Consider the following 23,772-nt stretch of genomic DNA (forward strand, 5'->3'; position numbering starts at 1 on the left):
TTTCTATACCTGTGTGTCATCACGCTCGTCGCGACATCGCCGCCCGGACGGGTGACGCCAGTCCCGTCGACCCCACCCGTCCCCGGCGCTTCATATCGTACAAACGTGAGAAAAAGCGACAAGAAGCGTTCATCTTCCCTACGGGGGGCCGCTGTCCGCGTACCCCGGAAAGGGCTGGCGGCGGCGGTCGCGCTCGCCCTGCTGGCCACGACCGGGCCGGCCACCGCGGACGGCCCCGGGCCCGGCGCGGACCCGGCGCGGCCGGCCGAGGCGGAGCACGCGGTCGAGCCGGGCGACGGGCAGGGTCACGAACCCGGCGCGGACCCGACGCCGGGGCGGGCGCCCACCAGTGAGGTGTCCTGGTTGTCATTCCCCGGTGGGGTGTTCGCGGTGGACTCGCTCGGACACACCGTGCGCTACCGCGCCTGCGACGGTGACACCGGCCGGGTCGCCGACCCGGGTATGCGGGTCGCCGCGGGGGTGGCCAGCGGTGCCGTCGTCGTCGGAGGCACGGCCTACCGCTACCGGGTGCCGTTGACCGGCCGCAGCGAGGGCACGCTGGAGGTGGTCCAACGGCACCGCCCGCCGACGACGCTCACCGGCGTGGTGGTCACCAGCCCGCAGCCGCCCACCGACCCGGTCGCGGGGGCCCGGCTGTCCCCCCTCAGCGGGCAGCTCGCCCGGGTGGTCGCCGACGCGAGCCTCAACCCGGCCGGGGTCACCGTTCGCGACCTGTCCGGCCGGTACGGCGACCAGCAGATCGCCGTCAACGGCGCGCTGCGCCCCAAGGCGGCCAGCGTGATCAAACTGTGGATCCTCGTCGAGTTGCTCCGCCGGGTCGACTGTGGACAGGTCTCGCTCGACGACGGCGTGCTGGTCACCCCGCAGGACGTGGTCGGCGGCACCGGCCAGCTCCAGTTCGAGACGTTCCCGCAGGTGGTCACCCTGCGTCGGCTCGCCCAGTACCTGATCAAGTACAGCGACAACGTGGCCGCGAACGTACTGATCACCTACCTGGGTGGGTTCGCCCCGATCAACGCGCTCATCGACTCGATGAACCAACGGTCCACCATCCTGGCCCGCCGGATGCTCGACAGCGCGGCGGCGCAGCGCGGCGAGGAGAACTACACAAGCCCGGACGACGTGGTGTCCCTGCTCGGCGCGGTCTGGGACGGCGAGATCCTCACCCCCGCCTCCCGCGACCTGATGATCGGGTTCATGCGGGAACAGACCCTCAACACCAAGATCCCGGCGGCGCTGCCACCCGGGGTACCGGTGGCCCACAAGACCGGTGACCTGCCGGACGCCTCCCACGACGTCGGCTACTACCTGATCCCCGGCACCGAGACCGCCGTCGCGTTCCTCACCGCCGGGCCGATGGCCACCGGTGACGAGACGGTCCGCCGGATGGCCCGGACCGTCTACGACTTCCTGGTCACCCCCACCACCGGAGGAGTCGAGGAGTGAGCAGGCGTCAGGCGCCGGGGATGTTCGCCGGCGGGTCCTCGCCGACCAGGCCGGCCGCCGGCGGCTCGGCCGACACCGACAGCCCGAAATCCGAGTACGTCAGGTCGAGCTGGGCGGTCTGCGACTGCTCACTGGCCAACTCGATGCGGTAGCGGACCAGCCGACCCTGCTCGTCCACGGCCGCGGTGAACGGCACCGCGCCGGCCCGGGCACCGAGCACGTTGCCGACCCCTTCGCCCAACACCGCGCTTCTCTCGCGCAGGTCCAGTGTGCCGGCGTACTCCCGCGCACCGGTCTGCCGCACCGTCGTCGCCGCGGTGAGCGTGCCGGCCAGCTTGGTGTTGTCCAGGCCCTGCTGGGCGGGCGGCGAGCCCGGAGCGCCGACGTGCCACCAGGTCTTGCCATCCCACACCGGGACGCGGCGGTCCGGGGCGCTGATCCGCACGTAGACGTCCGGCCCGGTGGTGAGCCGTTCGATCTTCACCGCACCGGCGGGCACCTTGAGCGAGGTGGTCTCCAGACCACGCTTGGCCAACGGGTCCCAGAGCACCACCGTGCCGTCCCCGCCCGCTGTCCCGCCGGTATCCAAGGTCAGCTTGTAGGTCTGCCCGTCGACCTTCGCAGCGGCCGCCGACAGGACCCCGGCCGGGTCGGTCGGGGCGGGCGACGCCCCGGCACGACCCGCGTCGGGTTCGTCACCGGTGACCACCAGCAGTGCCCACACCCCGGCGGCCACCGCCACGGCCAGGACGGCACCAGCGGCGATCAGCTTCGGTTTCTGCACGGTCATCTCCCCGGGGGCGGTGCGGTCCGGCCAGAGTAGCCGGACCGCGAGCGCCGCTGTTCCGGGCCGATCAGGCGCGGCTGATCGCGTTGGCGTGGATGGCCTCGTTCAGGTAGACGGCCAACCCCGGCGCCATGTTCTCGTAGTACGCGGTGAACCGCTCGTCGGCCAGGTACATGTCGGCCAACCCGGTGTGCCCCTCGTACGTGCACTCGTAGAACCAGCGGCCGATGAGCTGCCGGTGCTCCTCGGCCAGATCCTTCGCCTCCGGGCTGTCCGCCGGCACACCCGAGCCCAGCACCGCGACGATCCGCCGACCCCAGTCCTCGTTCTCCGCCTTGTACCGCAGCCAGTCGGCCTTGGTGTAACGGGAGACCCGCCGGTTCGACTCCCGGTACGCCTCGATGTCGCCCCAGCGCTGCTCCGCCTCGGCCTGGTGCTCCTCCGGGTCGACGTCACCGAAGACCTCGAACCGCTCCTCCGGGGTGAGTTGGATGTTCATCTTGCTCGCCTCCATCGCGAACTCGATCGCCGTGACCATCTCCTGCAACCGCTTCACCCGTCCCGTCAGCAACTCGTGCTGGCGGCGCAGGTGCGCGGCCGGGTCGGCCGCCGGGTCGTCGATGATCGCGCTGATCTCCTCAAGCGGGAAACCCAACTCCCGGTAGTACAGGACGAGTTGCAGCCGTTGCAGGTCCGCGTCGTCGTAGCGGCGGTAACCCGCCGGGGTCCGCCCGCTGGGCGAGAGCAGACCGATCTCGTCGTAGTGGTGCAACGTCCGCACCGTCACGCGAGCGACCTTCGCCACCTGACCCACCGTGTACGCCATGGTTCCCCTCCCTTCCGGAAACCAGGCTCCCGCCTGCCGCTACGTCAGGGTCAAGCCCTGATTCTGGCCCACCTTGGCGGGCACGTCCGGCCGCCCGTACAGATAGCCCTGACCGCGCGGGCACCCGATCGCGGCGACCGCGTCGTGCTGCCGCTCGGTCTCCACTCCCTCGGCGACGACCGTCAGATCGAACGCACCGGCCAACCGGGTGACCATCTCCACGGTGGCGTACGCGCGGTCGTCCGACCCGAGCCGGTTCACGAACGACCTGTCGATCTTCAGCTCGGTCGCCGGGATGCGGTGCAGGTAGCTCAGTGACGAGTAACCCGTACCGAAGTCGTCGATGGCGATCTTGATGCCCAGCTCCCGGAGCTGGTGCAGTCGTTCCAGCACCGCCTCGGTGCCCTCGATCAGCGCCGACTCGGTCAGCTCCAGGGTCAACGCCCGCGGCGCCAGCCCGGCGGCACTGGTGGCAGCGGTGACCGTGGCGATCAGGTCCGGACGGCGCAGGTGCGCGGCGGCGATGTTCACCGCCACTGTCGCGTCCGGCGCCCGGCCCCGCCAGGTCGCCGCCGCCCGACACGCCTCGTGGATCACCCACCGGTCGATGGGCAGGATCAACCCGGTCTCCTCGGCCAGCGGCAGGAACCTCGACGGCGGCAGCATCCCCAGCCGGGGGTGCCGCCAGCGCACCAGCGCCTCGGCGCTGCGTACCGCGCCGGTGGCCAGGTCCACGATGGGTTGGAACTCCAGACACAGTTGATTCTCGTCGACCGCGCGGCGCAGGTCGGCGATCAGCTCGGCCCGCGACACGGCCGACTCACGCAGCGCCGAGGTGCACGTCCGGTACGCGGACTTCCCGGCGGCCTTGGCCGCGTACATGGCGATGTCGGCGTCGCGCAGCAGATCGGTGTGCGAGGCGTGCTGCGGGCCGAACTCGGCGATGCCGATGCTCGCCGACGGGTGCACCCCGACGTCGTCCTCACCGTCGGAGGGTCGCAGCGCGTCCAGCAACCGCTCGGCGAGGCGCTCGGGTGAGACCGGTCGGTCGCCGTCGACAAGCACCGCGAACTCGTCCCCGCCGAGCCGGGCGATGATGCCGTCACCGTCCACGACGGCCCGCATCCGGGCCGCCAGTCCGGTCAGCAGGGTGTCGCCGGTGGCGTGCCCGAAACGGTCGTTGACCTGCTTGAACCCGTCCAGGTCGAGCAGCAGCACGGCCACCGGTCGCCCGTCCCGCAGGGCCAGGCGCAGCCGCCGGTTGAACAGCAGCCGGTTGGGCAGCCCGGTGAGCTGGTCCCCGTACGCGAGACGGCGCAGCCGGACCACCAGCCGCAGGTTCTCGTTGGCGGCCAACCCCTGCCGCACGGCGAGAGCCGCGAGCAACGCCATCATGGTCACGAAGACCAGGTGCGGGGTCTGCCCGCTGGGTCGACGGGCCAGCACCACCGCGACGATCGCCCCACCCACCGGCAGGTACGGCAACGCCACCCGCCACCACGGCGGCAGCGGCGACTCGGCGGCCTCGTCGGTGCCGTCGCAGTCCGGCGGTGGCGGCCTACGGGTGGCCAGACCGATCAGCAGGTAGCTCACCGGCCAGCACAGGTCGATCGGGTGTCCGGCGGTGTAGTCGGCACGCGCGACCAGCGAGACGTAGACGACGTCGGCGACGACCCGCAGGGTGAGGCTCGCCGCGAGCATGCTCATCGGCCGCCACATCGGCCGGGCCGGCCCGGACACCGCGACCAGGATCGTGAGCTGCATCAGGTCGAACATCGGGTAGAGCAGCCCCAGCGTGCGCGCCGGGTCGGCCAACTCGGCGGCGGCCACGCCACGGAAGACCAGCACCCAACCGATCGGCACCAGGGCCAGGGCGACGATCACGCCGTCCAGCAACGTGCGAGCGCGCCCCACCGCGGTTCGCGGCGCGGACGGCGAGCTGAGCAGCGCGGCCGTGCCGGTGAGGATGCCGGCGGTGAAGACCACCCCGACCACCGGCGTGTGCGGCAGATCCCCGCCGACGAGACGCTGCACCGTCCAGACGGCCCGCCCCAGCGCGGCGAGCGCCATGGTGACGGCGAGCAGCGTCCAGAACCGGCGCAGCGGCACCGGGTGCCGGCGGGCCACCCCGACGCACGCCACCGTGGCCCAGCCGGCCACCAGCATCCCGCCGACGTCGCTGACCAGGGCGGCACCCGGCAACGCGGCGAACAGCCAGCACGCCTCCACGAGGATGACCGCGGCCGCCAGAATCGCACCGGCGGGGTTGGGTTTCCCCACAGCCTGCTTCACGTCCTGACGGGACACGGGTGCTCCGGCTTCGTCGTGCGTGCACCCTCGGAAGGACCGGTCCACGGCAAACCCCGAAAGCCTAACCAGCGCCCAGGTACGCCGCCAGAGCCGAACGTCCGCGCCGGTCGAGCCATCCCCGGCCCCGCGAACCCGCGGCCCATCCCCGGGCCTCAACCCGGATCAAGAGCGACCGCCGGAGCGGTTCCAGGGTGAGCGGGGCAGCGCGGTGCCGGCCAGTGGTCGGCGAGGCCGTCGGCGTTTGCGTCGCCCAGGGGTGCAGGGCGGACGGGCGACGGTGTGAACCGCCACGTCGGCCGGGGGCATCGGTCGGCCGATCAGCCAGAACAGGAGGCGATCCATCCCGGGTCAGCCGACCGGGAGGCGTTCGGCGTCGGACTTGGAGATCTCGTACTGCGCCGCACAGAAGGTGCACTGCTGCGCGTACCGGGTGCGGATCGGGATGAGGGGGATGAAAAAGAGGGAGAACTTCGTCGACCGGCGGGTGATCACCTGCGCGGCGTGGTTGCCGCAGTGACGGCAGACCTGCTGCACGACACCGGACCGGTCGACCTTGGTACGCAGACCAAAGATGAGGAACATCGCCCGCCAGTACCCACCCAACCGCGAAAAGTCACCGCATCGGTCCGGCAGATCGGAGCAACTATCGCTGACCCGTATAGCGATTGCTATACTTCATCCGTGCGCCAGGAGGAAGGGGATGTCTTCGTCGTCGACGAAGTTCGCACCTGGATAGACAGCCTTGACCAGGCAACGTTCGCCAGAGTCGTCCAGGCTATCGATGCGCTCGCCGAGGTTGGGCCAGGGTTGGGGCGACCCTTGGTCGACACCATCAGCGGTTCGTCACTAGCCAATTTGAAGGAGCTGCGTCCAGGCACGGTCCGCATCCTCTTCGTCTTCGACCCTTGGCGTGCCAGCATCCTGCTGGTCGCTGGCGACAAGGCGGGGCAATGGACAAGCTGGTATCAGCAGGCCATCCCGCTCGCCGAGCAACGGTACGAGAGCTACCTGAAGGAACGCGCACAGCAGGAGGGGGGACAGCGGTGAGTGGTCACGTGCGGTGGACGGACATCCGAGCGGAGTACGTGCAGCGTGCTGGCGGCGAGGCGGCCGTGGGAGCGGGCAAGGAGGAACTGCTCGCGCAGGTCGTCGGGCACCGCCTCGCGGAGGTACGACGCGCTCGCGGCTTCACCCAGCAGCAGATTGCTGAGCGGATGGGCGTGACCAAGGGCCGGGTGTCCCAGATCGAGCAAGGCAGGATCTCCGGTCAGGACGTGGTGGCCCGATACGCTGCCGCTCTCGGTGGCCGGCTCCACCAAGCCATCTACTTCGACGACGGTGACATCGCCGCCATCGCGTAAGGCCCCTGACGCGAGATCGTGCTCGATCCAGGATGTAGTGGCCTTCGGAATGAACGAGGCCACTACATCCCTGATCGAGCACGATCAAGGCGAGCACGATCGCGCCGGGGACGTCAGCTGGCCGGTGCGGGCTCCAGGCCGGGGACCTCCTCGGCGAGCCAGATCGGCTGCCAGTCTGGCACCTCGTGGAAGCGGCGTAGCTCGAACAGCCCGGCAACCGACCCACTCCAGGCGCCGTACGGGGGGTTGGCCTCGTCGAAGCCGCTCTGCACGAAGGTCAGCGTGGTCCGGCCAGCGGACTCGGCCAGCTCCCAGCTCGTCACGCCGGTCGGTCCCCAGTCGACGGACATCCGTCGGCCGGGCTCCAGGTCGACGACCTTCGCGGCGTAGCCGTGCTCGAAGCCGCCCATGGCGTACCGGCCGCCGACCCAGGGCTCGATGCCGATCGGGTAGCCGAACCAGGCGCTGGCCTGCTCGGAGTCGGTCAGCGACTCCCACACCTTGTCGGCCGGGGCGGCGATGACCAGCTCACCCCGCAGGTCGGCGGAGGTGAAGTCGGTGCGGGGCAGCAGTGGCTTGCCCTCCAGGTGGGCGGCCAGGTTGGCGATGGACAGCGCCCAGTACGTCTGGAGCACGCCCCGGATGCTGGAGCCACTCATCGCCTCGGCGAAGTCGAAGTGGCTCTGCGTCAGCGTCAGCACGGTGCTGTCCGGGCCCTCGGCGGTGAGCTGGAACTCGCTGGTGGTCTCCACCCCGTCGAGCAGCCAGCCGAAGCGCAGCGTGTCGTCGTCGGCGTGCAACAACCGCTGGTGCGGGGCGTCACCCTCGGGCGTGTAACGGCCCCAGAACTCGTACCGCTGGGGCAGCTCGACCTCGGCGTGCTCGGCCAGCCAGAGACGCAGCTCCGCCGGGTCGGTCAGGGCCTGACGGACACGCCCGACCGGCGCGGAGAGACGGGCCTGCACCTTCAGTGGTTCAGTCATGGTCGTTCCCTTTCGGATAGCAGGCCACGGCGAGCTTGAAGGCATCTCCCTCGCTGCCGCCGTAGCGGGTGAACAAGTCCTGAAGTGCGGTTTGCAGGTCGTGCAGGAACTGCTGGCGCTGCTCCGCGGGCACCCGGATCGCGCCGGAGACCCCGATCGAGGGCAGCTCGGGCGCCGCCCGGTCCAGGGCGGCGATGTCGGCCTGGACCTCTTCCATCAGGTCGAGCAGGTAGCCGAGGCTCAGCTCGTCGCCGACCCGGCGCAGCCCGATCCGACCGACGAGCCGGGGGGACAGCCAGTACGACCGGGCGGCGGCCTGGTAGATGCCCTCGGTGATGCCGCGGACCTTGCGTTCGTTGACCAGCTCGACGAGGCCAGCCGCGACGAGCTGCTTGACGTGGTAGTAGACGCGTTGTGGCGTCTGGTCGAGTCGAGCCGCGACCTCGGTGCAGGTGCGCGGTTCGGCCAGTTGCCGCAGCACCTCGACGCGCTGCGGCTTGAGCAGGACTTCGGCCTGCTCGATCTGCTCCAGGTACAGGACGTCTCTCATGACAAAACCAGTTTGTACGTACAAAATTTGTTTGTCAATCGGTTCGCGAGAAGCCGTGCCGACTTTTCTCGGCACGGCTTCAGGCGACGCTCAGCAGATGGTCAGGGCAACCAGTCGGGCCGCAACGGGTAGCCGTTCACGCCGTCCGGGCCGTTGTGCGTGGCCAGCACCTGGTGCAGCTGGATGCCGTTGCGTTCGAACGCCATCCGTGACCCGGCCATGTACAGCCCCCACACCCGGGCGGTGCCCGCACCCACCTCGGAGACGCAGAAGTCCCAGTGCTCCACCAGGTTGCGGCACCAGGCGGCAAGCGTCAGCGCGTAGTGCTGACGCAGATTCTCCTCGTGGTGCACCTCCAACCCGGCGTCGTGCACCTCGCTGATCAGCCGGCCAGGGCCGGCCAACTCGCCGTCCGGGAAGACGTACCTGTCGATGAACGCACCGGAGCGGTGCGGCGCCCGATTGTCCGCACGCGTGATGGTGTGGTTGAGGAGCCGGCCCCCGGTCCGCAGCCGGGACCGCAACGCCCCGAAGTAGGTCGGGTAGTTGCGCACCCCGATGTGCTCGGTCAGACCGATCGAGGAGATGGCGTCGAACTGCTCCGCCGGCGCGTCCCGGTAGTCCAGGTGCCGCACCTCGGCCAGCCCGGTCAGCCCCTCCCGCTCGATCGCCGCCTGCGCCCACTGCGCCTGCGCCCTCGACAGGGTCACCCCGAGCGCCTGCACGCCGTACTCGCGGGCGGCGTGCCGGACCATGCCACCCCAACCGCAACCCACATCCAGCAGCCGCATCCCCTTCTTGAGCGCCAGCTTGCCGGCGACCAGGTCGTACTTCGCAGCCTGGGCCTGCTCCAGCGTGTCGCCCGGAGACCGGAAAACCGCGCAGGTGTACGTCATCGACGGGCCGAGCACCTTCTCGTAGAAGGCGTTGGAGACGTCGTAGTGGTGCGAGATCGCCGTGCTGTCGCGCACCCGCGAGTGCCGCAGCCCGTTCATCACCCGCTTCCACCGCGGCTGCGCCTCCTGCGGCGGAGCCGGCGGTGGCATCAGCCGCTCCCAGCCCAGCCCACGGACCAGCGCCAACCCGTCGGCAAGCGACGGTGGGCGCAGGCGCAGCTCGTCCTTGAGCACCCGCAACGCCTCGTACGGGTCACCCGGGTGCACCCCCTGCAACGCCAGGTCACCACTGACGTAGGCCCGGGCCATGCCCAGGTCGCCAGGGGCGGTGAGCAGGTAGGACAAACCCCGCTCGGAACGGATCGCCAGGGTGATGCCGGCGTCGGACGGGCCGACGGAGCTGCCGTCGTACCCGGTGATCCGCACCGGCAACGGCCCGGCGGTGACCGCGCGGATGACATCCGCCACGGTCGGACCCGTCTGCCGGCCCCCCGCCGGCGGGGTGGCGGGGACGCTCGCCGCCCCCTGATCTCTGTCGGTCAGGCTCATGCTCGTGCTACCGCCTTTTCGTACAATCCCGTCAGCCGGTGGTCCGGGTCGTAGCGGTCTTTCACCGCCCGCCACGTGTCGCCGCCGTACAGGCGATCGAAGGCGTCCCGGTCGTAGTACGCGTCGGAGTAGAGCGACTTGTGCCCGCCCAACTCCGACACCCTGCGTTCGATCGTGCGGTTGACGTCGCCGTCGGCGGCGCCCGGCGCGATCGGCACGGTCCCCCAGAACCCAATGTTGAGGTAGTCCTGCTCCGGCCGGAGTGGATACAGCGGCCAGGCCCGCGCCGATCCGGCGCCCGCCGGCTCGCGCAGTCGCAGCGGACACAACCACACCGGGTGCATCCCCACCGCGCCGGCGAACCAGCGCAGGAATTCGGCCGCCTGGCCCAGCGGGATCTCCACGTCCTGCACGACCCGCTCCCGGGCCGGCTGCCCACGCAGCCGGTCGATCCGGGCCGCCACGTGATGCCGGTGCTCGAGGCGGACCAGTCGGTGGTAGACGTCGCTGCGCCGGTACCGCGCCGGCCAGAGCCTGCGCACGACCGGGTGCTGCGCACCGAACGCCGCCGAGCACCAGAACCAGTCGGTGTCCCAGCGCCAGAGATAGTCGTGCGCGGTGAGCACGTCCCGGGTGCGCTGGCGCAGCGACCGGTAGTAGATCGCCTGACCGGTGTAGTCGCTGGGCGGGTCGGCCGTGTCGGTGAATCTGGCGAACACCAGGTACGCCTCGCCGGGGCTGAACATCACCCCGTCCATCGCGTCGACCGTCTCGCCGGCCCAGGACCGGGTCGCGGTGACCTCGGCGATGGCGTCGGTGAGCGCCTCCAGTCGGGTGAACCGGACGTTGCGCAACGACACGTACCGGCCGATCGGTTGCAGCTCGATGCGCAACCGGGTCGCGTAGCCGAGGCTGCCCAGCGAGTTGGGGAACGCGGTGAACAGGTCGGCGTGCTCGCCGTCGGGTCGGACGGTGACGATCTCACCGGAGCCGGTGAGGATGTCCATCTCCCGGACCGACTCGTGCGGCAGGCCGTTGCGGAACGTGGTCGACTCGATCCCGAGGCCCGTCACCGCGCCACCCAGCGTGATGGTGCGCAACTGCGGCACCACAAGCGGCATCAGCCCGTGCGGCAGCGTCGCGTCGACCAGGTCCTCGTAGGTGCACATGCCCTGCACGTCGGCGGTACGCCCGGCCGGGTCGACCGACAGCACGCCGTTCAGGCCACTCACGTCGAGCCCCGGAGCCCCGGGTGCGGACCGGGGGCGGAACAGGTTGGAGGTGCGTTTGGCCAGCCGGACAGGCTCGCCCGTGGGCACTGCGGCGTACGACCGCCGCAACGTGTCCACCGCTTGATCATGGTCAATGGGGTGGTGACCCACACGCTCAGCGCGCATGTGATCACCTTACGCGCGTACTCGCGAAACCGTGGGATGTCAGCCGGGGCAGTTTCCCGTCCGAGCGGGGGCCGGACGGTTACCGTGGCGGGCATGCCATCGCCCGCGATCACCGCCCTGAACGCCGCCGGATTGCCATATCGGCTGGTCAGCCATGGTGCGGTCGGCAGTCTCGCGGAGGCCGCCGCGGCCCGGGGAGTGGCGATCCCCGACGTGGTGAAGACAATCGTGGTCCGCCGCAGTGCCGATGATCACCTGTTCGTCCTCACCCCCGGCGACCGGGTCGTGTCCTGGCCCAAGCTGCGCACCCTGCTCGGGGTGCACCGACTCTCCATGCCGGACGCTGCCGGCGCCCTGGCCGCGACCGGCTACGAACGCGGCACCATCACCCCGTTCGGCGCGAGCACGGCCTGGCCGGTGATCGCCGACGAGCGACTGCGCGGCCGGGAGATCACGCTGGGCGCCGGGGAACGTGGCCTGGCCATCGCGCTCGACGCCGACGCCGCGATCACCGCCCTCGACGCCACTGTGGCCGACGTCACCGACCCGCAGCCCACCCGCTGACCGCTGTCCGCGCCGGTCCGGGTCGTCGGCCCACCCACCGATTGGCCGTCGCCGCCGGCCGTGGGTGAGGATGGCGGCTATGTCCGCGCCCGAGGAACGCCGCCCCGACCCCACCGGCGAGGAACGCCGCCCCAGCTCCACCGGCACCGTCTACGGCGGCAGCCGACGGGCGGCACGATCCGGTCCACTGGCCGATCCGCTGTTGCGGTTGGCGCTGGCGGTCGGGCTGGTCGGCATAGTCCTCGGGGTGGTCTTCGCCACCGGGCTCCTCGACGGTGACGACGAGCCGGGCGTGCCGGCGACGGTCGGGGCCTCGTCCTCCGCCGCGGCGCCCACCGACGCGGCGGCCCAGACGAGCCCGAGCGCACCCGCCGAGCCGCTGACCGGGTCCCGGGTGTTCAAGGCCGACTCGGGCCTGTGCCTGGGGCTCTACGGCGAAGGCCAGCAGGCGAAGACCCACCTGGCGGTCTGCACCGGCGACCCGGAGCAGGATTGGGTGATCACCCCGGTCGGCCCGGAGGTGTCGACGGTGGCCAATGCCGCGTCCGGGCAGTGCCTCGACGTCGAGGGTGGCAGCCAGGACGACGGCGCGCCGCTGATGCAGTTTCCCTGCCACGGTGGGGCCAACCAGCAGTGGCGGCTGAACTCCACAGGCGCCGGCCCGGTGCTGATGGTCGCGGTGCACAGCGGCAAGTGCGCCCAGGCCGACGACGAGGGCATCGCGGCCGGCGACGACATCCGGCAGCGACCCTGCGACGGCGGGCCAGCCCAGCAGTGGACCCTGGGCTGACCGTCCGAACCGTGCCGTCTCAGCCCTGGAACCGCCACGCCTTCGGTGCGGTCGCGGCGGCCAGCACGGCCTCCGGGACCGCTCGGCCCGGCCTCCGACGCAGCAGCAACGACAGCCCGGCCGCGCCGATCGACAGCGCTCCGGCCACGTACCAGGCCACCGCGTAGTCGCCGAGGCGGTCCCGTACCAGCCCCGCACCCGTCGCGGCGAGGGCCGCGCCGAACTGGTGTGCGGCGAACACCCAGCCGAACACCACAGCCCCGGCGCCGCCGAAGTACTCCCGGCACAGCGCCACCGTCGGCGGCACGGTGGCCACCCAGTCCAACCCGTAGAAGACGATGAACACCAGCATGCTCGGCGCGGCGGTGCCGGTGAACAGGCTCGGCAGGACCAGCAGCGACGCCCCCCGCAGCGCGTAGTACATGCCGAGCAGCAACCGGCTGTCGACCCGGTCGGTGAGCCAGCCGGAGGCGATGGTCCCGACGATGTCGAAGAGCCCCACCAGGGCGAGCAGCCCGGCCGCCGTGGTCTGGGGCATGCCGTGGTCGTGCGCGGCCGGCACGAAGTGCGTACCGACCAGGCCGTTGGTGGTCGCCCCGCAGATCGCGAACCCGCCGGCCAGCAGCCAGAACGGCCGGGTCCGGGCCGCGGTCGTCAGCGCGCCCAGCGCCCGGCTCGCCGCGCCGCCGGTCGCCGGCGGCGCCGCGACGACCTCGGTCGCCCCGTAGGCGGGCAGGCCGAGATCCGCCGGGTGCTCGCGCAGCAACCACACCACCAGGGGTACGACCGCCAGTGCGGCTCCGGCCACGACGAGCGCGGCGGTACGCCAGCCGTGGTCGCGGACCAGAATGGCGATCAGTGGTAGGAACACCAGCTGGCCGGCCGCCCCGCCGGCGGTCAACACTCCGGTGACGAGGCCCCGGCGGTGCACGAACCAGCGCCCGGTGATGGTGGCCACGAACGCCAGCGCCATCGAGCCGGTGCCCAGCCCGACCAGCACACCCCAGCAGAGCAGCAGCTGCCAGCTGGCGTTCATGAAGACGGTCAGCCCGCTGCCGGCGGCGACCAGCAGCAGCGCCACCGAGACCACCCGGCGGATGCCGAACCGGTCCATCAGGGCGGCGGCGAACGGCGCGGTGAGCCCGTAGAGCAGCAGGTTGACCGACACGGCGGCGGAGATGGTGGCCAGCGGCCAGCCGAACTCCTCGTGCAGCGGGTGCAGCAGCACCGACGGGGTGGCGCGGAAGCCGGCCGCGCCGACCAGCGCCACGAAGGCGACGGCGGCGACCAGCCAGGCGGGATGCAGAAGGCGGTTCTTGGTCACCCGACCAGTCTGGGCGGGGCCACGCACCGCGACGAGTGGCCGGAAAGCCATCATGCGCAATAATCGGGCCATGACGTCTCGCCCACACCGGATCGCCGTACTCGCCCTGGACCACGTGGTCGGCCTGGACCTGGGCACCCCGTCCCAGGTCTTCAGCACCGCCCGGGCCGCCGACGACACGCACTTCTACGACGTCCGGGTGTGCACCCCGGGCGGCCGGCCGGTCCGCAGCACCGCCGGGTTCCAGGTGCTGCCCGACCACGGTCTGGAGTTGCTCGACACCGCCGACACGGTGATCGTCCCCGGCATCCACGCCGGCAGCCCGTTGACCTCGGGCACCGTCGAGCCGGAGGCGGCCGAGGCGTTGCGGGCGGCGTACGAGCGGGGTGCCCGGATCATGTCGATCTGCACCGGGGCGTTCGTGTTGGCCGCCGCCGGTCTGCTCGACGGGCGGCGGGCGACCACCCACTGGGCGTTCACGGAGCAGTTCCGTCGCCTGTACGACCGGGTGGACCTCGACCCGGGGGTGCTCTTCGTCGTCGACGACCGGGTGTTCACCTCGGCCGGAGTCGCCGCCGGCATCGACCTCTGCCTGCACGTCATCCGCCTCGACCACGGCAGCGAGGTGGCCAACCGGGCGGCCCGCCGCTGCGTGATGCCGCCGTGGCGGGACGGTGGCCAGGCGCAGTACATCGAGCGACCGGTGCCGAAGGCCACCGACACCAGCACCGCGGGCGCCCGGGAGTGGGCACGGCAGCGACTGCACGAGCCGATCGCCCTACGTGACCTGGCCGAGCAGGCGCGGATGAGCGTGCGGACCTTCACCCGGCGCTTCCGGTCCGAGACCGGCCTGAGCCCGGCCCAGTGGCTGCTGCAACAGCGCACCGACCACGCGCGGCTGCTGCTGGAGACGACGGACCTCACCGTGGACCAGATCGCCCACCGCAGCGGCTTCGGCACCACCGCCGCCCTGCGCCAACAGCTGCACCAGCGCATCGGCGTGGCGCCCTCGACCTACCGCCGCACCTTTCACCCCCGCTCCGAGCTGATCAACGGCTGACCTGCCACCGTGCACAAGCTGTCGCCTTGCCGGGCTTCTCCGGTCGGGGGGCAGTGCTACTGCGAGTGTGATGCCTGTGAGTCATCTTGATGACTCACAGGCATCACACTCAACGGACCAGGACGGCCCCACATCGACCGGCCGGCGCACGACCGCCGCTGCTCAGGCCCGGAGCAGGTGCAGTTGGGACTGGTGTTTGGGGAGGTGGACCCGGGCGTGCAGGTCGAGGGTGCGGGACCAGGGCAGCGGCTCGTCGACGACGAGGTCGAAGCCCTCGCGTAGATGCGTCTCGACCGGGGTTTCCACGGCCAGGCCGAGCTGGTCGACCAGGGCGCACAGGCGGTCGCTGGTGCCGTGCAGCAGCGCCGACACGCCGCGCAGACCACCCTGCTCGGCGACCAGCGCGTCGAGCTGCGGCCGGTGCACGTCCTCCGCCAGCTCGTAGTAGGCGAACGGCGACCCGGCCAGCAGCGCCTCGGTGGCCTGAATCATCAGCTCGTCGTTGGCGACCAGGTGCGCGACGATCTGCTCGGCGCTGAGCTGCCCCTCCGGAGCCGGACCGAACCCGCCTGCGTCGACCTCCGCGAACAGGGCACCGTAAGCCCGCCGCAATCCCCCGTTCTCCATCCCCCCAGTCAACAGGCCCCGCCGGGAGTTAGCGGCGGGATTGGCGGGAGCGCAGGTAGTCGCTCACCACGTACTCGCCGAGGTCGCCGGTTTCCGGGGTGAACATGCGGCCACGGCTGCGGCGGGCCACCGCGTCGACGAAGCGTCGCAGGCCCGGGTCGTCGCCGAGCATGAACAGGTTGAGCGTGGCACCGTAGCGACTCAGCCGGTCCACCTCGCGGACCGTCACCTCGATCGTCTCCGGCAGCGGTGGCCAGTGGAACAGCGCCTCCCCGTCGTCCGGGTCCAGGTGGGCCGTGGGCTCCCCGTCGGTGACCACCAACACCACCGGCTCGGCGTCCGGGTGCCGGCGCAGGTGCCGCCCCGCCAGCCGCAACGCGTGCTGGAGGTTGGTGCCCTGTTCCCCGTCCGGCTCGACGGCCGCCAACTCCTGCTGGGTGAGCGTCATCGCCTCCCGGCCGAAGCCCACGATCTGTAGAGCGTCCTGCGGGAAGCGCGTCTCCATCAGGTGCGCCAGCGCCAGGGCGGTCTGCTTCATCGGCCCCCAACGACCCTGGGAAATCATCGAGTACGACAGGTCGACGCAGAGCACCACCGCGGCCGAGGCCCGCTTCTCGGTCTCCACCACCTCGAAGTCGTCCACCTCAAGCTGCACCGGAACCGTCGGCCCGGCCCGGCTGACCGCCCGGGTCAGCGTCCGGACCACGTCCAGTGGCTGCTCGTCGCCGTACTCCCAGGGCCTGGACGCACCACTGACCTCGCCGGCGGCTCCCGCCGAGCGCAGGTCGTGCTGGCCGCGCGGCCCGGCGGTCAGGTCGGAGAAGACACGTCGCAGTGCCGTCCCGCCGAGCCGGCGCAGCGCCTTCGGGCTCAGCGTGAGCCCTTCGGCGTCCCGGCTCACCCAGCCCTGCCGGCGCAGCTCCCGTTCCAGATCGCGTAGTCGGCGGACGTCGTCGGCGGCGTCCCGCCCCAGCGTGCGGGCCACCGCGTCGACGTCGACGTCGTCCAGGGTCGCCCCCGGATGTTCCTGGTCGAGCTGGTCCAGCAGGTCGTCCAGCTCGCCGATCTCACCGAGCGCGCCGGCCGCGTCGGCGTAGCCCAGTGGCTGGTCGCCCCGGACCCGCTCGCCGCGCCCCCAGCGCAGGTCGGGGCGCAGCGCCCGCAGGTTGGCGTCGAGCGCGGACAGCTCACCCGCGAGCCGGTCGCCGAGCGACTGCTGCATCAGACCGGCCAGCTCGGCGCGCTGCCGCTCGGAGAGCGAGTTCATCAACCGCTCACCGGCCGCCGAACGGCGGGCCAGCACGTCGATCAGCTCGTCGACGGTCGCCGGCTGCTCCGGAAAGAAGTCGCCGTGGCGGCGCATGAACTCGGCGAACGCGTCGGTGGTGTCCTCCGCGCGGCCGTGCCGGGCCAGCAGGTCGTTCAGGTCGCGCATCATCTCGGCGAGCCGCTGCTGGGCGGCCGGGTCGGCGGACGCGCGTACCGCGTCGCGCAACCCGGCGAAGCGCTGACCGAGCACGTCGTCACGAAGCTGGTCGAGGATCTGCTGGTACGACCGGCGGGCGTCCTCGCTGGCCCACTCGTAGCCGGACAGCTCCTCCACCGCCCGCGCGGTCGAGCGGGGCAGGTTGTCCAGCACCGACTCGGCGAACCGCGCGGCGTCGTCGTCGCGACCACGCAGCTCGTCCCGCTCGGCGGCGAGGGCCTGGTCAAGCAGTGCCTGAGCCCTGGTCACCGCGCCGTCCAGGTCGCCGCGCCGCAGTGCCTCCCGGCGCAGCCGCCGAGCACGGGCGGCCAGGTCGTCCAGCCCGCCCCGCCCCTGCGGGCCACGGCGCAGCAGGTCGCGCAGCGCATCCCGCAGGCTGCCGCCGGCCAGCACCTCGGCGCCGACCGCGTCCACCGCCTCACGCACGTCGTACGGGGGTGCCAGCGGGTCGGGCCCGCCGTTCCACTGCCCGTACCGGAACCGGTTGCCGGCCATGGTCAGCCCCGGCCGCCGTAGACGGTGCGCCCCGAGTCGGTGACGTCCTTGCCGAGCCGGCGGGTCAGGTGCAGCCCCTCCAGCACGAACTCGACGGCGGCGGCCGCCTCCTCCGGGCTGGGCGCGTCGCCTAGGTCGAGCCGGTCGAGAACCTTCGCCAGGCCGGGCACGGTGCCGACCTGCCGCAGCAGCTCGGCGGCGCTGACCAGCTCACCGGTCTCGATCGCCGCGCCGTCCTCGACGAGCGCGGTGAAGCCGGACAGGTCCAGCCCGGCCAGGTGGGCGCGGAACGTCTCGGCGGTCGCGGTACGCAGCAGGTGGGCGAGGATCTCGATCTCCCGCCCCTCCTCGCCGCTCTCGAACTCCACCTTGCCGCGCAGCGTGCTGGTCACCGACACCGCGTCGCCGACCCGGGCCACCGCGGCCTCGGGGCGGCCCTCCGCGGTGCCGGCACCGGCGAGCAGGCCGGCGCGGCGCAGCGCGGCACCGGCGACCGTCTCGGCGGCGGCGATGGCGAACCGGGCGGAGACACCGGAGCGCGGGTCCACCGAGGGCGACTCGCGCACCGCGCGGGCGAAGCGGGCCAGCACCTCCAGCACGTGCTCCGGCACGGCGGCGACCAGGTCGGCCTCCTGCCGGATCAACGCCAGCTCCAACTCCAGGTCGAGCGGGTAGTGGGTGCGGATCTCCGCGCCGAACCGGTCCTTGAGCGGGGTGATGATCCGGCCCCGGTTGGTGTAGTCGTCCGGGTTGGCGCTGGCCACCAGGAGCAGGTCCAGCGGCAGCCGCAGCTGGTAGCCGCGAACCTGGATGTCCCGCTCCTCCAGGACGTTGAGCAGGGCAACCTGGATGCGTTCGGCCAGGTCGGGCAGCTCGTTGACGGCGAAGATGCCCCGGTTGGTGCGCGGCACCAGCCCGAAGTGGATGGTCTCCGGGTCACCGAGGGTGCGGCCCTGGGCGATCCGGATCGGGTCGACGTCACCGATCAGGTCGCCGACGCTGGTGTCCGGGGTGGCGAGCTTCTCGCCGTAGCGCATCGAGCGGTGCAGCCAGCCGATCGGCAGGTCGTCGCCGGCCTCGGCGGCCTGGGCGCGGGACGCGGGGGTGAGCGGGTGCAGGGGGTGCTCGTTGAGCACCGAGCCGGGGATGACCGGGGTCCACTCGTCGAGCAGTGCGCCGAGCGCGCGGATCAGTCGGGTCTTGCCCTGGCCGCGTTCGCCGAGCAGCACCATGTCGTGCCCGGCGAGCAGGGCCCGCTCGACCTCGGGCAGCACGCTGTCGTCGTAGCCGACGATGCCGGGGAAACGGGCCTCGCCGGAGCGCATCCGGGCGAGAAGGTTGTCGCGGAGTTCCTGCTTGACGGTGCGGTACTGGTGACCGGCTGCCCGAAGCGCGCCGAGCGTGCCGGGCAGGTCGGCCGGTGGGACCGGGATTACCGGGTTAGACGCAGTCACCCGACCCACGCTAGCTCACATTCGCACGGGTGCCCCGGGCATCAGGGGAGGGACCGGTCAGCCGGACGGGGTGACGAAGCCGGACTCGTAGGCGGCGATGACCGCCTGGGTGCGGTCGCGGGCGCCCAGCTTGGCCAGCACGTTGCCGACGTGCGTCTTGACGGTCTCCACCCCGACCACCAGGTGCGCGGCGATCTCCGGGTTGGACCGGCCGGTGCTCATCAACCGCAGCACCTCGGCCTCCCGTTCGGTGAGTCGGGCGGCGCGCAGCCGGTCGCCGCCGACCGGCCCGTACGCCCCGACGAGCTGCCGGATCGCGGCCGGGAACAGCAGCGACTCCCCCGCCGCGACCACCCGGACCGCCTCCACCACCTCGACGGGCCGGGCCCGTTTGAGCAGGAAACCGGAGGCTCCGGCGCGCAACGCCTCGTAGACGTACTCGTCGTTGGCGAACGTGGTGACCACCAGCACCCGGGGCGGGTTGGCGGAGGTGCCCAGCAGATGCCGGGTGGCCTGGATGCCGTCGATGCCGGGCATCCGCACGTCCATCAGCACCACGTCCGGCCGGTGCCGGGCGACAAGCGGGGGCACCTCGGCGCCGTCGGCGGCCTCGGCGAGCACCCGCAGGTCGGGTTGGGCGTCGATGATGGCGCGCAGCCCGACGCGGATCAACTCGTCGTCGTCGACGATCAGCACCCCGGTCGTCATGTCGTCTCCTCGTACGGCAGGCGGGCCCGGATCAGCCAGCGGTCGCCGTCCGGCCCCACGGTGATCCGGCCGCCGAGCAGCAGCACCCGCTCCCGCATCCCGTCCAGACCTCGGCCGGGCCGGCCCAGCTCGGCCCGGTCGGGCTGGCGTATGGCGTTGACCAACTCCAACTCCAGCGCCCCCGGGTGCAGGTCCAGCCGCACCGTCACCGGCCCGTGGCCGTACCGGGCGGCGTTCGTCAGTCCTTCCTGGACGATCCGGTAGCCCTCCCGGGAGACCGCCGGGGGCAGCCGTGTCGGGTCGCCGACGCGATGCGCGTGCACGGTCAGCCCGGTGGCGCGGGTGTCGGTGACCAGCCGGTCCAGGTCGGCGAGGGTACGCTGCGGCGTCACCGCCCGGGTCCCGCCGCCGGCGTCCCGGAGCAGCCCGAGCACGTGGTCCAGCTCGTCCATGGCGGTCCGGCCGACGTCTTCGATGGCGGTGAGCGCCCGCCGGACGAACTCCGGGTCGGTGTCGAGGACCTGGCGTGCGGCGCCGGCCTGGAGGGTGGCGACGGTCAGCGCGTGACCGACCGAGTCGTGCAGCTCCCGGGCCAGCCGGTTGCGTTCGGCGAGCCGGGTGGCCCGCGCCTCCAGGGCGGCGATCCGTTCCGCCTGCGCGGGGCCGAGCAGCACCGGCGCCATCAGACCGGCGAGCGCGCCGAGCCCCGCGACCGCGTAGCCGAGGCCGACGAGCAGGGCCACCCCGGTCAGGGTCAGCCAGCCGCTGTCCCGCCCGTCCAGCGGACCGAACCGTTCCCGGCTGGTCAGCTCGGTGCCGATGCCGAACTGCTGGGCGATGAAGGCCAGCGCCATCGGCAGGGCACTGAACAGCGCGAGCATCACCAGCGCGCCGACGATGAGGTGGGTGGCGATCCAGAGCGCGCTGCGCAGTCGGGTCTCCCGGTCGCCGCGGTGCCCCAGTGCCGGCTCGGGCAGGTCGACGCCGAGCAACGCCCGCACGGCGGCGATCTCCAGGGCCCGGCTGCCGTCCAGCAGCAGTGGCACCACGGCGATCAGCGCCGCGACGACCAGCAGCGCGTACACCAGGGATCGGGGGATCTCCGAGGCGGTGAGCATCTCGGCGAAGGTCACCGCGAGCACCCCGTACGGCAGTGCCAGCACCCCACCGAGCAGCAGGAACACGCCGCGTCGCCAGGTGGTGCCGGCGACCAGCGGGGCCAGTGCCGCTCGGAGGGTCACCCCGTCATTCTGCGGGTGGGATCGGCTGCGGCGACTCCCCCGCGCCGGGGAGATCTCAGCGGTGGTCGGCCACGTACTGCTGTGGGTCCTTGTCGCGGAACGGAAGGTTGCGGCCGTTCTTGTGCTCGCCGTAGAAGGTCAGCCAGCGTTGGCCCAGCTCGGCGCGGAGGTCGGTGCTGGCGTGCCGGCGGAAGTCGGGCAGCGCCTCGTCCTCCTCCTCGGCCAGGTGTTCGCTGTTCTCCCGGCGGGCCGTGCCGACCGCCGCCCACCACTGATCCGAGCCGACCGGGTGCAGCTTCGCCTCGGCGATGGCGTCTCGGATCTTGTTGTGGTCGCCGATCGCGTCGGCGGTCTCGTCCTCGCCGTCGTCGCCGTGCTTGACCAGGTGCGGGTAGAGGATCGCCTCCTCCGCCTCGGCGTGGATGTCCAGGTGCAGGGCGAGGGCGTCCCAGATGGCGAGTAGCTCCTGCTCGTCGCGGGCGTCGTCGAGGCGGGCGAAGCCGCGCCGGAAGGCGGCGTGGTCGTCCAGGATCAGTGCGGTGATGTCGTCCACTGTGCTCACTTTCCCGTCGGGCCGGCGGAGCGGCGCGAACCGCATGGCGTCGAAACTACCCCGATGTCCTGGTTCGCACGCCTGATCCCGGGCACCCCGGGCCGGAGTTAGGCTCATGATCGTGACCTACCTCGCCGCGGATGACCGCTACGACACCATGACCTATCGGCGCAGCGGACGCAGCGGCCTGCGACTGCCCGCCGTCTCCCTCGGGCTGTGGCACAACTTCGGCCCGGACCGCCCGTTCGACAGGCAGCGCGACATCGTCCGGCGTGCCTTCGACCTGGGGGTCACCCACTTCGACCTGGCCAACAACTACGGGCCGCCGCCCGGCGCGGCGGAGGAGAACTTCGGTCGGCTGCTCGCCACCGACCTGAAGCCGTACCGGGACGAGTTGGTCATCTCCAGCAAGGCCGGCTACCTGATGTGGCCCGGCCCGTACGGCGAGTGGGGCTCGCGCAAGAACCTGATCTCCTCGCTGGACCAGTCGCTGGGCCGGATGGGGCTCGACTACGTCGACATCTTCTACTCGCACCGGTTCGACCCGGAGACCCCGATCGAGGAGACGATGGGCGCGCTGGACGCGATCGTCCGCTCCGGCAAGGCGCTCTACGTCGGCATCTCGAACTACGACTCGGAGCAGACCGCGCGCGCCGCCGCGATCCTGGGCGAGCTGGGTACGCCGTTGCTGATCAACCAGCCGTCGTACTCGATGCTCAACCGCTGGACCGAGTCCGACGGCCTGCTCGACACGCTGGAGCGGGTCGGCGCGGGATGCATCGCGTACAGTCCGCTGGCCCAGGGCCTGCTGACCGACCGCTACCTGGGTGGCATCCCGGCCGACTCGCGGGTCCGCACGAGTGTCTTCCTCAACGAGAGCGACCTCAGCGACGAGAAGATGACCACCATCCGGGGTCTCGGCGCGGTCGCCGAGCGGCGCGGCCAGTCCCTGGCTCAGCTCGCCCTCGCCTGGGCGCTGCGCGACCCACGGATGACCAGCCTGATCATCGGGGCGAGCAGCGTCGAGCAGTTGGAGACGAACATCGCCGCGCTGGACAACCTCGACTTCACCGCCGAGGAGTTGGCCGAGATCGACGGGCTGCTGGGCTGACCGGCGCGGGCGGGCCGGGTCACCAGATCCGGCGCCGCCCGACGCGGTGGTTGCGCACCTCGCACTGCCGGCCCGGGGGTGGTGCGGTGCCGCTGCGGCGTCGCCGCCCCGCGCCGATCAGCAGCGCCAGGACCAGCACGGTGGCGGCACCGGCGAGCACCGGCCAGCGAGCGCCGAGGTCGGTCACCGACGCCACCGGCACGCCCGGGTCGGCCGCCGCCGCCACCTCCGCCGGGTCGGTGGCGGCCGGCCCACTCGCGGCGGTACGCGGCGCGGCCGCGGCGCCCTTCGGCGGGGTGGCCTTGACCTTGGCACCTCGGAACACCACGTCCGAGCAGGAGTAGTAGGTGTCCGGGGTGTTCGAGTTCTGCCAGATCGTGTAGATCAGGTGTCGACCCTCGCGCTTCGCCGGCAGCCGCCCCGCCAACTGGTACGCCCCGGCCCGCACCGGCGGGTCGGTGAGCGTCAGAAACGGGCGTGCTTCGAGGTCCGCCCAGGTCAGGGGCGCTGTGGGGTCGTACCCGGAGGTGGTGACGTAGAGCCGGAAGGTGCCCCGGTGCGCGATGGTGGTCCGATACCGGAAGGTGAACTTCGCGCCCGCGCTCAGCTCGGTGGACGGCCAGTCGGTGCGGGGCAGGTCCAACCCCCGGTACGCGGACAACCCACCGCTGCACAACTCGCCGTCCGGGATCCGCTCCCGGTCCCGCCCGTTGATCGCGGCGACCCGTACGTTGTCCCACTCCCGGACGGCGGCGCCCGCTTCGACAGCGGCCCGGCAGGCGGCGGTGGCCGCGTACCGGCCCTCGGGTCCGCAGGCCGCGGCCCGGCTGATCGGGTCGGTCGGGGCGCCGTGCGCGGCGGCGGGTGTGGCGGCCAGCGGCACGGTCGCGGCAGCGACCAGCACCATGGCGAGGAGCCGGCGTACGGTCATGAGGTTGACCTCCCGCCCACTGGTACGGCCGGCGGAGGGCAAAGGTTCGATGTCGGCCGTTGGTGACCCCCACGCAGGCCGCGGGAATCCCCGGGGTGGGCGCGGCGTTTCGATACTCGGAACCGCTGAGACCGAGGAGGCAGACATGAAGGTACGTACCTCGTTGCGTGCACTGAAGCAGAAGCCGGGTTCGGTGGTGGTCCGCCGTCGTGGCCGGGTGGTCGTGGTCAACCGCGCCAACCCGCAGTGGAAGAGCCGCCAGGGCTGACCCCCGCCCTTACCGGACATACAGTCGACAACCG

24 protein-coding genes are annotated in these 23,772 nt (G+C 71.9%); 8 read left to right on the forward strand and 16 right to left on the reverse strand.

Annotated features, from left to right (window positions below; genetic code table 11):
- Positions 1-105: 105 nt before the first annotated feature.
- The gene (locus AB0B14_RS17185; protein ID WP_357522958.1) at positions 106-1,467 is read left to right on the forward strand and encodes a serine hydrolase; all 1,362 of its coding nucleotides are present in this window, start codon (positions 106-108) and stop codon (positions 1,465-1,467) included.
- Positions 1,468-1,474: 7 nt separating this feature from the next.
- Here AB0B14_RS17185 and AB0B14_RS17190 read toward each other — a convergent pair whose 3' ends face one another.
- The 4 genes from AB0B14_RS17190 to AB0B14_RS17205 all read right to left on the reverse strand — a co-directional run bounded on the left by AB0B14_RS17190 (position 1,475) and on the right by AB0B14_RS17205 (position 5,972).
- Positions 1,475-2,251: a hypothetical protein gene (locus AB0B14_RS17190; RefSeq protein ID WP_357522959.1), complete on the reverse strand. Its 777-nt coding sequence runs from the start codon at positions 2,249-2,251 to the stop codon at positions 1,475-1,477.
- A 70-nt stretch (positions 2,252-2,321) separates the two neighbouring features.
- Complete coding sequence (locus AB0B14_RS17195) at positions 2,322-3,080, reverse strand: MerR family transcriptional regulator (protein WP_357522960.1); 759 nt, start codon at positions 3,078-3,080, stop codon at positions 2,322-2,324.
- A gap of 39 nt (positions 3,081-3,119) precedes the next feature.
- Positions 3,120-5,372, reverse strand: a complete 2,253-nt coding sequence (locus AB0B14_RS17200; RefSeq protein WP_357071893.1) for an EAL domain-containing protein — start codon at positions 5,370-5,372, stop codon at positions 3,120-3,122.
- 366 nt (positions 5,373-5,738) lie between these two features.
- Positions 5,739-5,972: a zinc-ribbon domain-containing protein gene (locus tag AB0B14_RS17205; RefSeq protein WP_357071891.1), complete on the reverse strand. Its 234-nt coding sequence runs from the start codon at positions 5,970-5,972 to the stop codon at positions 5,739-5,741.
- Positions 5,973-6,071: 99 nt separating this feature from the next.
- On the opposite strand from AB0B14_RS17205, the gene AB0B14_RS17210 reads away from it, so the two are divergent.
- Together AB0B14_RS17210 and AB0B14_RS17215 are read left to right on the forward strand one after the other, a co-directional pair.
- Positions 6,072-6,437, forward strand: coding sequence for a type II toxin-antitoxin system RelE/ParE family toxin (locus tag AB0B14_RS17210; protein WP_357522961.1), 366 nt, complete (start codon positions 6,072-6,074; stop codon positions 6,435-6,437).
- Complete coding sequence (locus AB0B14_RS17215) at positions 6,434-6,751, forward strand: helix-turn-helix transcriptional regulator (protein ID WP_357071888.1); 318 nt, start codon at positions 6,434-6,436, stop codon at positions 6,749-6,751. The genes AB0B14_RS17210 and AB0B14_RS17215 overlap by 4 nt, the downstream gene beginning before the upstream one ends.
- A 113-nt stretch (positions 6,752-6,864) precedes the next feature.
- On the opposite strand, the gene AB0B14_RS17220 is transcribed toward AB0B14_RS17215, so the two are convergent.
- The 4 genes from AB0B14_RS17220 to AB0B14_RS17235 form a co-directional block, all read right to left on the reverse strand.
- Positions 6,865-7,734: an SRPBCC family protein gene (locus tag AB0B14_RS17220; protein WP_357522962.1), complete on the reverse strand. Its 870-nt coding sequence runs from the start codon at positions 7,732-7,734 to the stop codon at positions 6,865-6,867.
- The gene (locus AB0B14_RS17225; RefSeq protein ID WP_357071882.1) at positions 7,727-8,284 is read right to left on the reverse strand and encodes a helix-turn-helix domain-containing protein; all 558 of its coding nucleotides are present in this window, start codon (positions 8,282-8,284) and stop codon (positions 7,727-7,729) included. The genes AB0B14_RS17220 and AB0B14_RS17225 overlap by 8 nt, the downstream gene beginning before the upstream one ends.
- Before the next feature lie 101 nt (positions 8,285-8,385).
- Positions 8,386-9,729 (reverse strand): class I SAM-dependent methyltransferase, encoded by a 1,344-nt coding sequence (locus tag AB0B14_RS17230; protein ID WP_357071879.1) that lies wholly within the window; start codon positions 9,727-9,729, stop codon positions 8,386-8,388.
- The gene (locus tag AB0B14_RS17235) at positions 9,726-11,126 is read right to left on the reverse strand and encodes an FAD-binding oxidoreductase (protein ID WP_357071876.1); all 1,401 of its coding nucleotides are present in this window, start codon (positions 11,124-11,126) and stop codon (positions 9,726-9,728) included. The genes AB0B14_RS17230 and AB0B14_RS17235 overlap by 4 nt, the downstream gene beginning before the upstream one ends.
- Before the next feature lie 93 nt (positions 11,127-11,219).
- Here AB0B14_RS17235 and AB0B14_RS17240 point away from each other — a divergent pair, with 93 nt between their 5' ends.
- Entirely contained in the window at positions 11,220-11,690 is a 471-nt protein-coding gene (locus AB0B14_RS17240; protein ID WP_357071873.1) for a YbaK/EbsC family protein, read from the forward strand.
- Positions 11,691-11,769: 79 nt separating this feature from the next.
- Complete coding sequence (locus AB0B14_RS17245; protein WP_357522963.1) at positions 11,770-12,480, forward strand: RICIN domain-containing protein; 711 nt, start codon at positions 11,770-11,772, stop codon at positions 12,478-12,480.
- Between the two features lie 19 nt (positions 12,481-12,499).
- On the opposite strand, the gene AB0B14_RS17250 is transcribed toward AB0B14_RS17245, so the two are convergent.
- A complete protein-coding gene (locus AB0B14_RS17250) occupies positions 12,500-13,804 on the reverse strand; it encodes an MFS transporter (RefSeq protein WP_357071866.1) in 1,305 nt (434 codons plus the stop codon).
- 52 nt (positions 13,805-13,856) lie between these two features.
- On the opposite strand from AB0B14_RS17250, the gene AB0B14_RS17255 reads away from it, so the two are divergent.
- Positions 13,857-14,864, forward strand: a complete 1,008-nt coding sequence (locus AB0B14_RS17255; RefSeq protein ID WP_357071863.1) for a DJ-1/PfpI family protein — start codon at positions 13,857-13,859, stop codon at positions 14,862-14,864.
- Positions 14,865-15,026: 162 nt separating this feature from the next.
- Here AB0B14_RS17255 and AB0B14_RS17260 read toward each other — a convergent pair whose 3' ends face one another.
- Genes AB0B14_RS17260 through AB0B14_RS17285 form a run of 6 tightly spaced genes read right to left on the reverse strand, consistent with a single transcriptional unit; the run spans position 15,027 to position 21,473 of the window.
- Positions 15,027-15,491 carry a hypothetical protein gene (locus tag AB0B14_RS17260; RefSeq protein ID WP_357522964.1) on the reverse strand — a complete coding sequence of 155 codons (465 nt, stop codon included), beginning with the start codon at positions 15,489-15,491 and terminating at the stop codon, positions 15,027-15,029.
- A 28-nt stretch (positions 15,492-15,519) separates the two neighbouring features.
- A complete protein-coding gene (locus tag AB0B14_RS17265; RefSeq protein ID WP_357071857.1) occupies positions 15,520-17,472 on the reverse strand; it encodes a VWA domain-containing protein in 1,953 nt (650 codons plus the stop codon).
- Positions 17,473-17,474: 2 nt separating this feature from the next.
- Positions 17,475-18,935 carry a sigma 54-interacting transcriptional regulator gene (locus tag AB0B14_RS17270; protein WP_357522965.1) on the reverse strand — a complete coding sequence of 487 codons (1,461 nt, stop codon included), beginning with the start codon at positions 18,933-18,935 and terminating at the stop codon, positions 17,475-17,477.
- A gap of 48 nt (positions 18,936-18,983) precedes the next feature.
- Positions 18,984-19,634 (reverse strand): response regulator transcription factor, encoded by a 651-nt coding sequence (locus AB0B14_RS17275; RefSeq protein WP_357522966.1) that lies wholly within the window; start codon positions 19,632-19,634, stop codon positions 18,984-18,986.
- Positions 19,631-20,875 carry a histidine kinase gene (locus tag AB0B14_RS17280; protein WP_357522967.1) on the reverse strand — a complete coding sequence of 415 codons (1,245 nt, stop codon included), beginning with the start codon at positions 20,873-20,875 and terminating at the stop codon, positions 19,631-19,633. The genes AB0B14_RS17275 and AB0B14_RS17280 overlap by 4 nt, the downstream gene beginning before the upstream one ends.
- Before the next feature lie 55 nt (positions 20,876-20,930).
- Positions 20,931-21,473 carry a hemerythrin domain-containing protein gene (locus tag AB0B14_RS17285; protein ID WP_357522968.1) on the reverse strand — a complete coding sequence of 181 codons (543 nt, stop codon included), beginning with the start codon at positions 21,471-21,473 and terminating at the stop codon, positions 20,931-20,933.
- Between the two features lie 70 nt (positions 21,474-21,543).
- Here AB0B14_RS17285 and mgrA point away from each other — a divergent pair, with 70 nt between their 5' ends.
- Positions 21,544-22,539 carry an L-glyceraldehyde 3-phosphate reductase gene (gene mgrA, locus AB0B14_RS17290; RefSeq protein ID WP_357522969.1) on the forward strand — a complete coding sequence of 332 codons (996 nt, stop codon included), beginning with the start codon at positions 21,544-21,546 and terminating at the stop codon, positions 22,537-22,539.
- Positions 22,540-22,558: 19 nt separating this feature from the next.
- Here mgrA and AB0B14_RS17295 read toward each other — a convergent pair whose 3' ends face one another.
- Entirely contained in the window at positions 22,559-23,470 is a 912-nt protein-coding gene (locus AB0B14_RS17295; protein ID WP_357522970.1) for a lytic polysaccharide monooxygenase, read from the reverse strand.
- Positions 23,471-23,615: 145 nt separating this feature from the next.
- On the opposite strand from AB0B14_RS17295, the gene AB0B14_RS17300 reads away from it, so the two are divergent.
- Complete coding sequence (locus tag AB0B14_RS17300) at positions 23,616-23,738, forward strand: 50S ribosomal protein L36 (RefSeq protein WP_357071839.1); 123 nt, start codon at positions 23,616-23,618, stop codon at positions 23,736-23,738.
- Positions 23,739-23,772 lie beyond the last annotated feature (34 nt).

Source organism: Micromonospora sp. NPDC049171, from assembly GCF_040648275.1.
Lineage (GTDB): Bacteria > Actinomycetota > Actinomycetes > Mycobacteriales > Micromonosporaceae > Micromonospora.

Bases quoted from the DNA above. Each gene is read 5' to 3' on its own strand.
- AB0B14_RS17195 (WP_357522960.1), bottom strand. From the start codon at position 3,080: ATGGCGTACACGGTGGGTCAGGTGGCGAAGGTCGCTCGCGTGACGGTG.
- AB0B14_RS17205 (WP_357071891.1), bottom strand. From the start codon at position 5,972: ATGTTCCTCATCTTTGGTCTGCGTACCAAGGTCGACCGGTCCGGTGTC.
- AB0B14_RS17220 (WP_357522962.1), bottom strand. From the start codon at position 7,734: ATGACTGAACCACTGAAGGTGCAGGCCCGTCTCTCCGCGCCGGTCGGG.
- AB0B14_RS17225 (WP_357071882.1), bottom strand. From the start codon at position 8,284: ATGAGAGACGTCCTGTACCTGGAGCAGATCGAGCAGGCCGAAGTCCTG.
- AB0B14_RS17230 (WP_357071879.1), bottom strand. From the start codon at position 9,729: ATGAGCCTGACCGACAGAGATCAGGGGGCGGCGAGCGTCCCCGCCACC.
- AB0B14_RS17235 (WP_357071876.1), bottom strand. From the start codon at position 11,126: ATGCGCGCTGAGCGTGTGGGTCACCACCCCATTGACCATGATCAAGCG.
- AB0B14_RS17240 (WP_357071873.1), top strand. From the start codon at position 11,220: ATGCCATCGCCCGCGATCACCGCCCTGAACGCCGCCGGATTGCCATAT.
- AB0B14_RS17245 (WP_357522963.1), top strand. From the start codon at position 11,770: ATGTCCGCGCCCGAGGAACGCCGCCCCGACCCCACCGGCGAGGAACGC.
- AB0B14_RS17255 (WP_357071863.1), top strand. From the start codon at position 13,857: ATGCGCAATAATCGGGCCATGACGTCTCGCCCACACCGGATCGCCGTA.
- AB0B14_RS17260 (WP_357522964.1), bottom strand. From the start codon at position 15,491: ATGGAGAACGGGGGATTGCGGCGGGCTTACGGTGCCCTGTTCGCGGAG.
- AB0B14_RS17265 (WP_357071857.1), bottom strand. From the start codon at position 17,472: ATGGCCGGCAACCGGTTCCGGTACGGGCAGTGGAACGGCGGGCCCGAC.
- AB0B14_RS17275 (WP_357522966.1), bottom strand. From the start codon at position 19,634: ATGACGACCGGGGTGCTGATCGTCGACGACGACGAGTTGATCCGCGTC.
- AB0B14_RS17285 (WP_357522968.1), bottom strand. From the start codon at position 21,473: ATGCGGTTCGCGCCGCTCCGCCGGCCCGACGGGAAAGTGAGCACAGTG.
- mgrA (WP_357522969.1), top strand. From the start codon at position 21,544: ATGATCGTGACCTACCTCGCCGCGGATGACCGCTACGACACCATGACC.
- AB0B14_RS17295 (WP_357522970.1), bottom strand. From the start codon at position 23,470: ATGACCGTACGCCGGCTCCTCGCCATGGTGCTGGTCGCTGCCGCGACC.
- AB0B14_RS17300 (WP_357071839.1), top strand. From the start codon at position 23,616: ATGAAGGTACGTACCTCGTTGCGTGCACTGAAGCAGAAGCCGGGTTCG.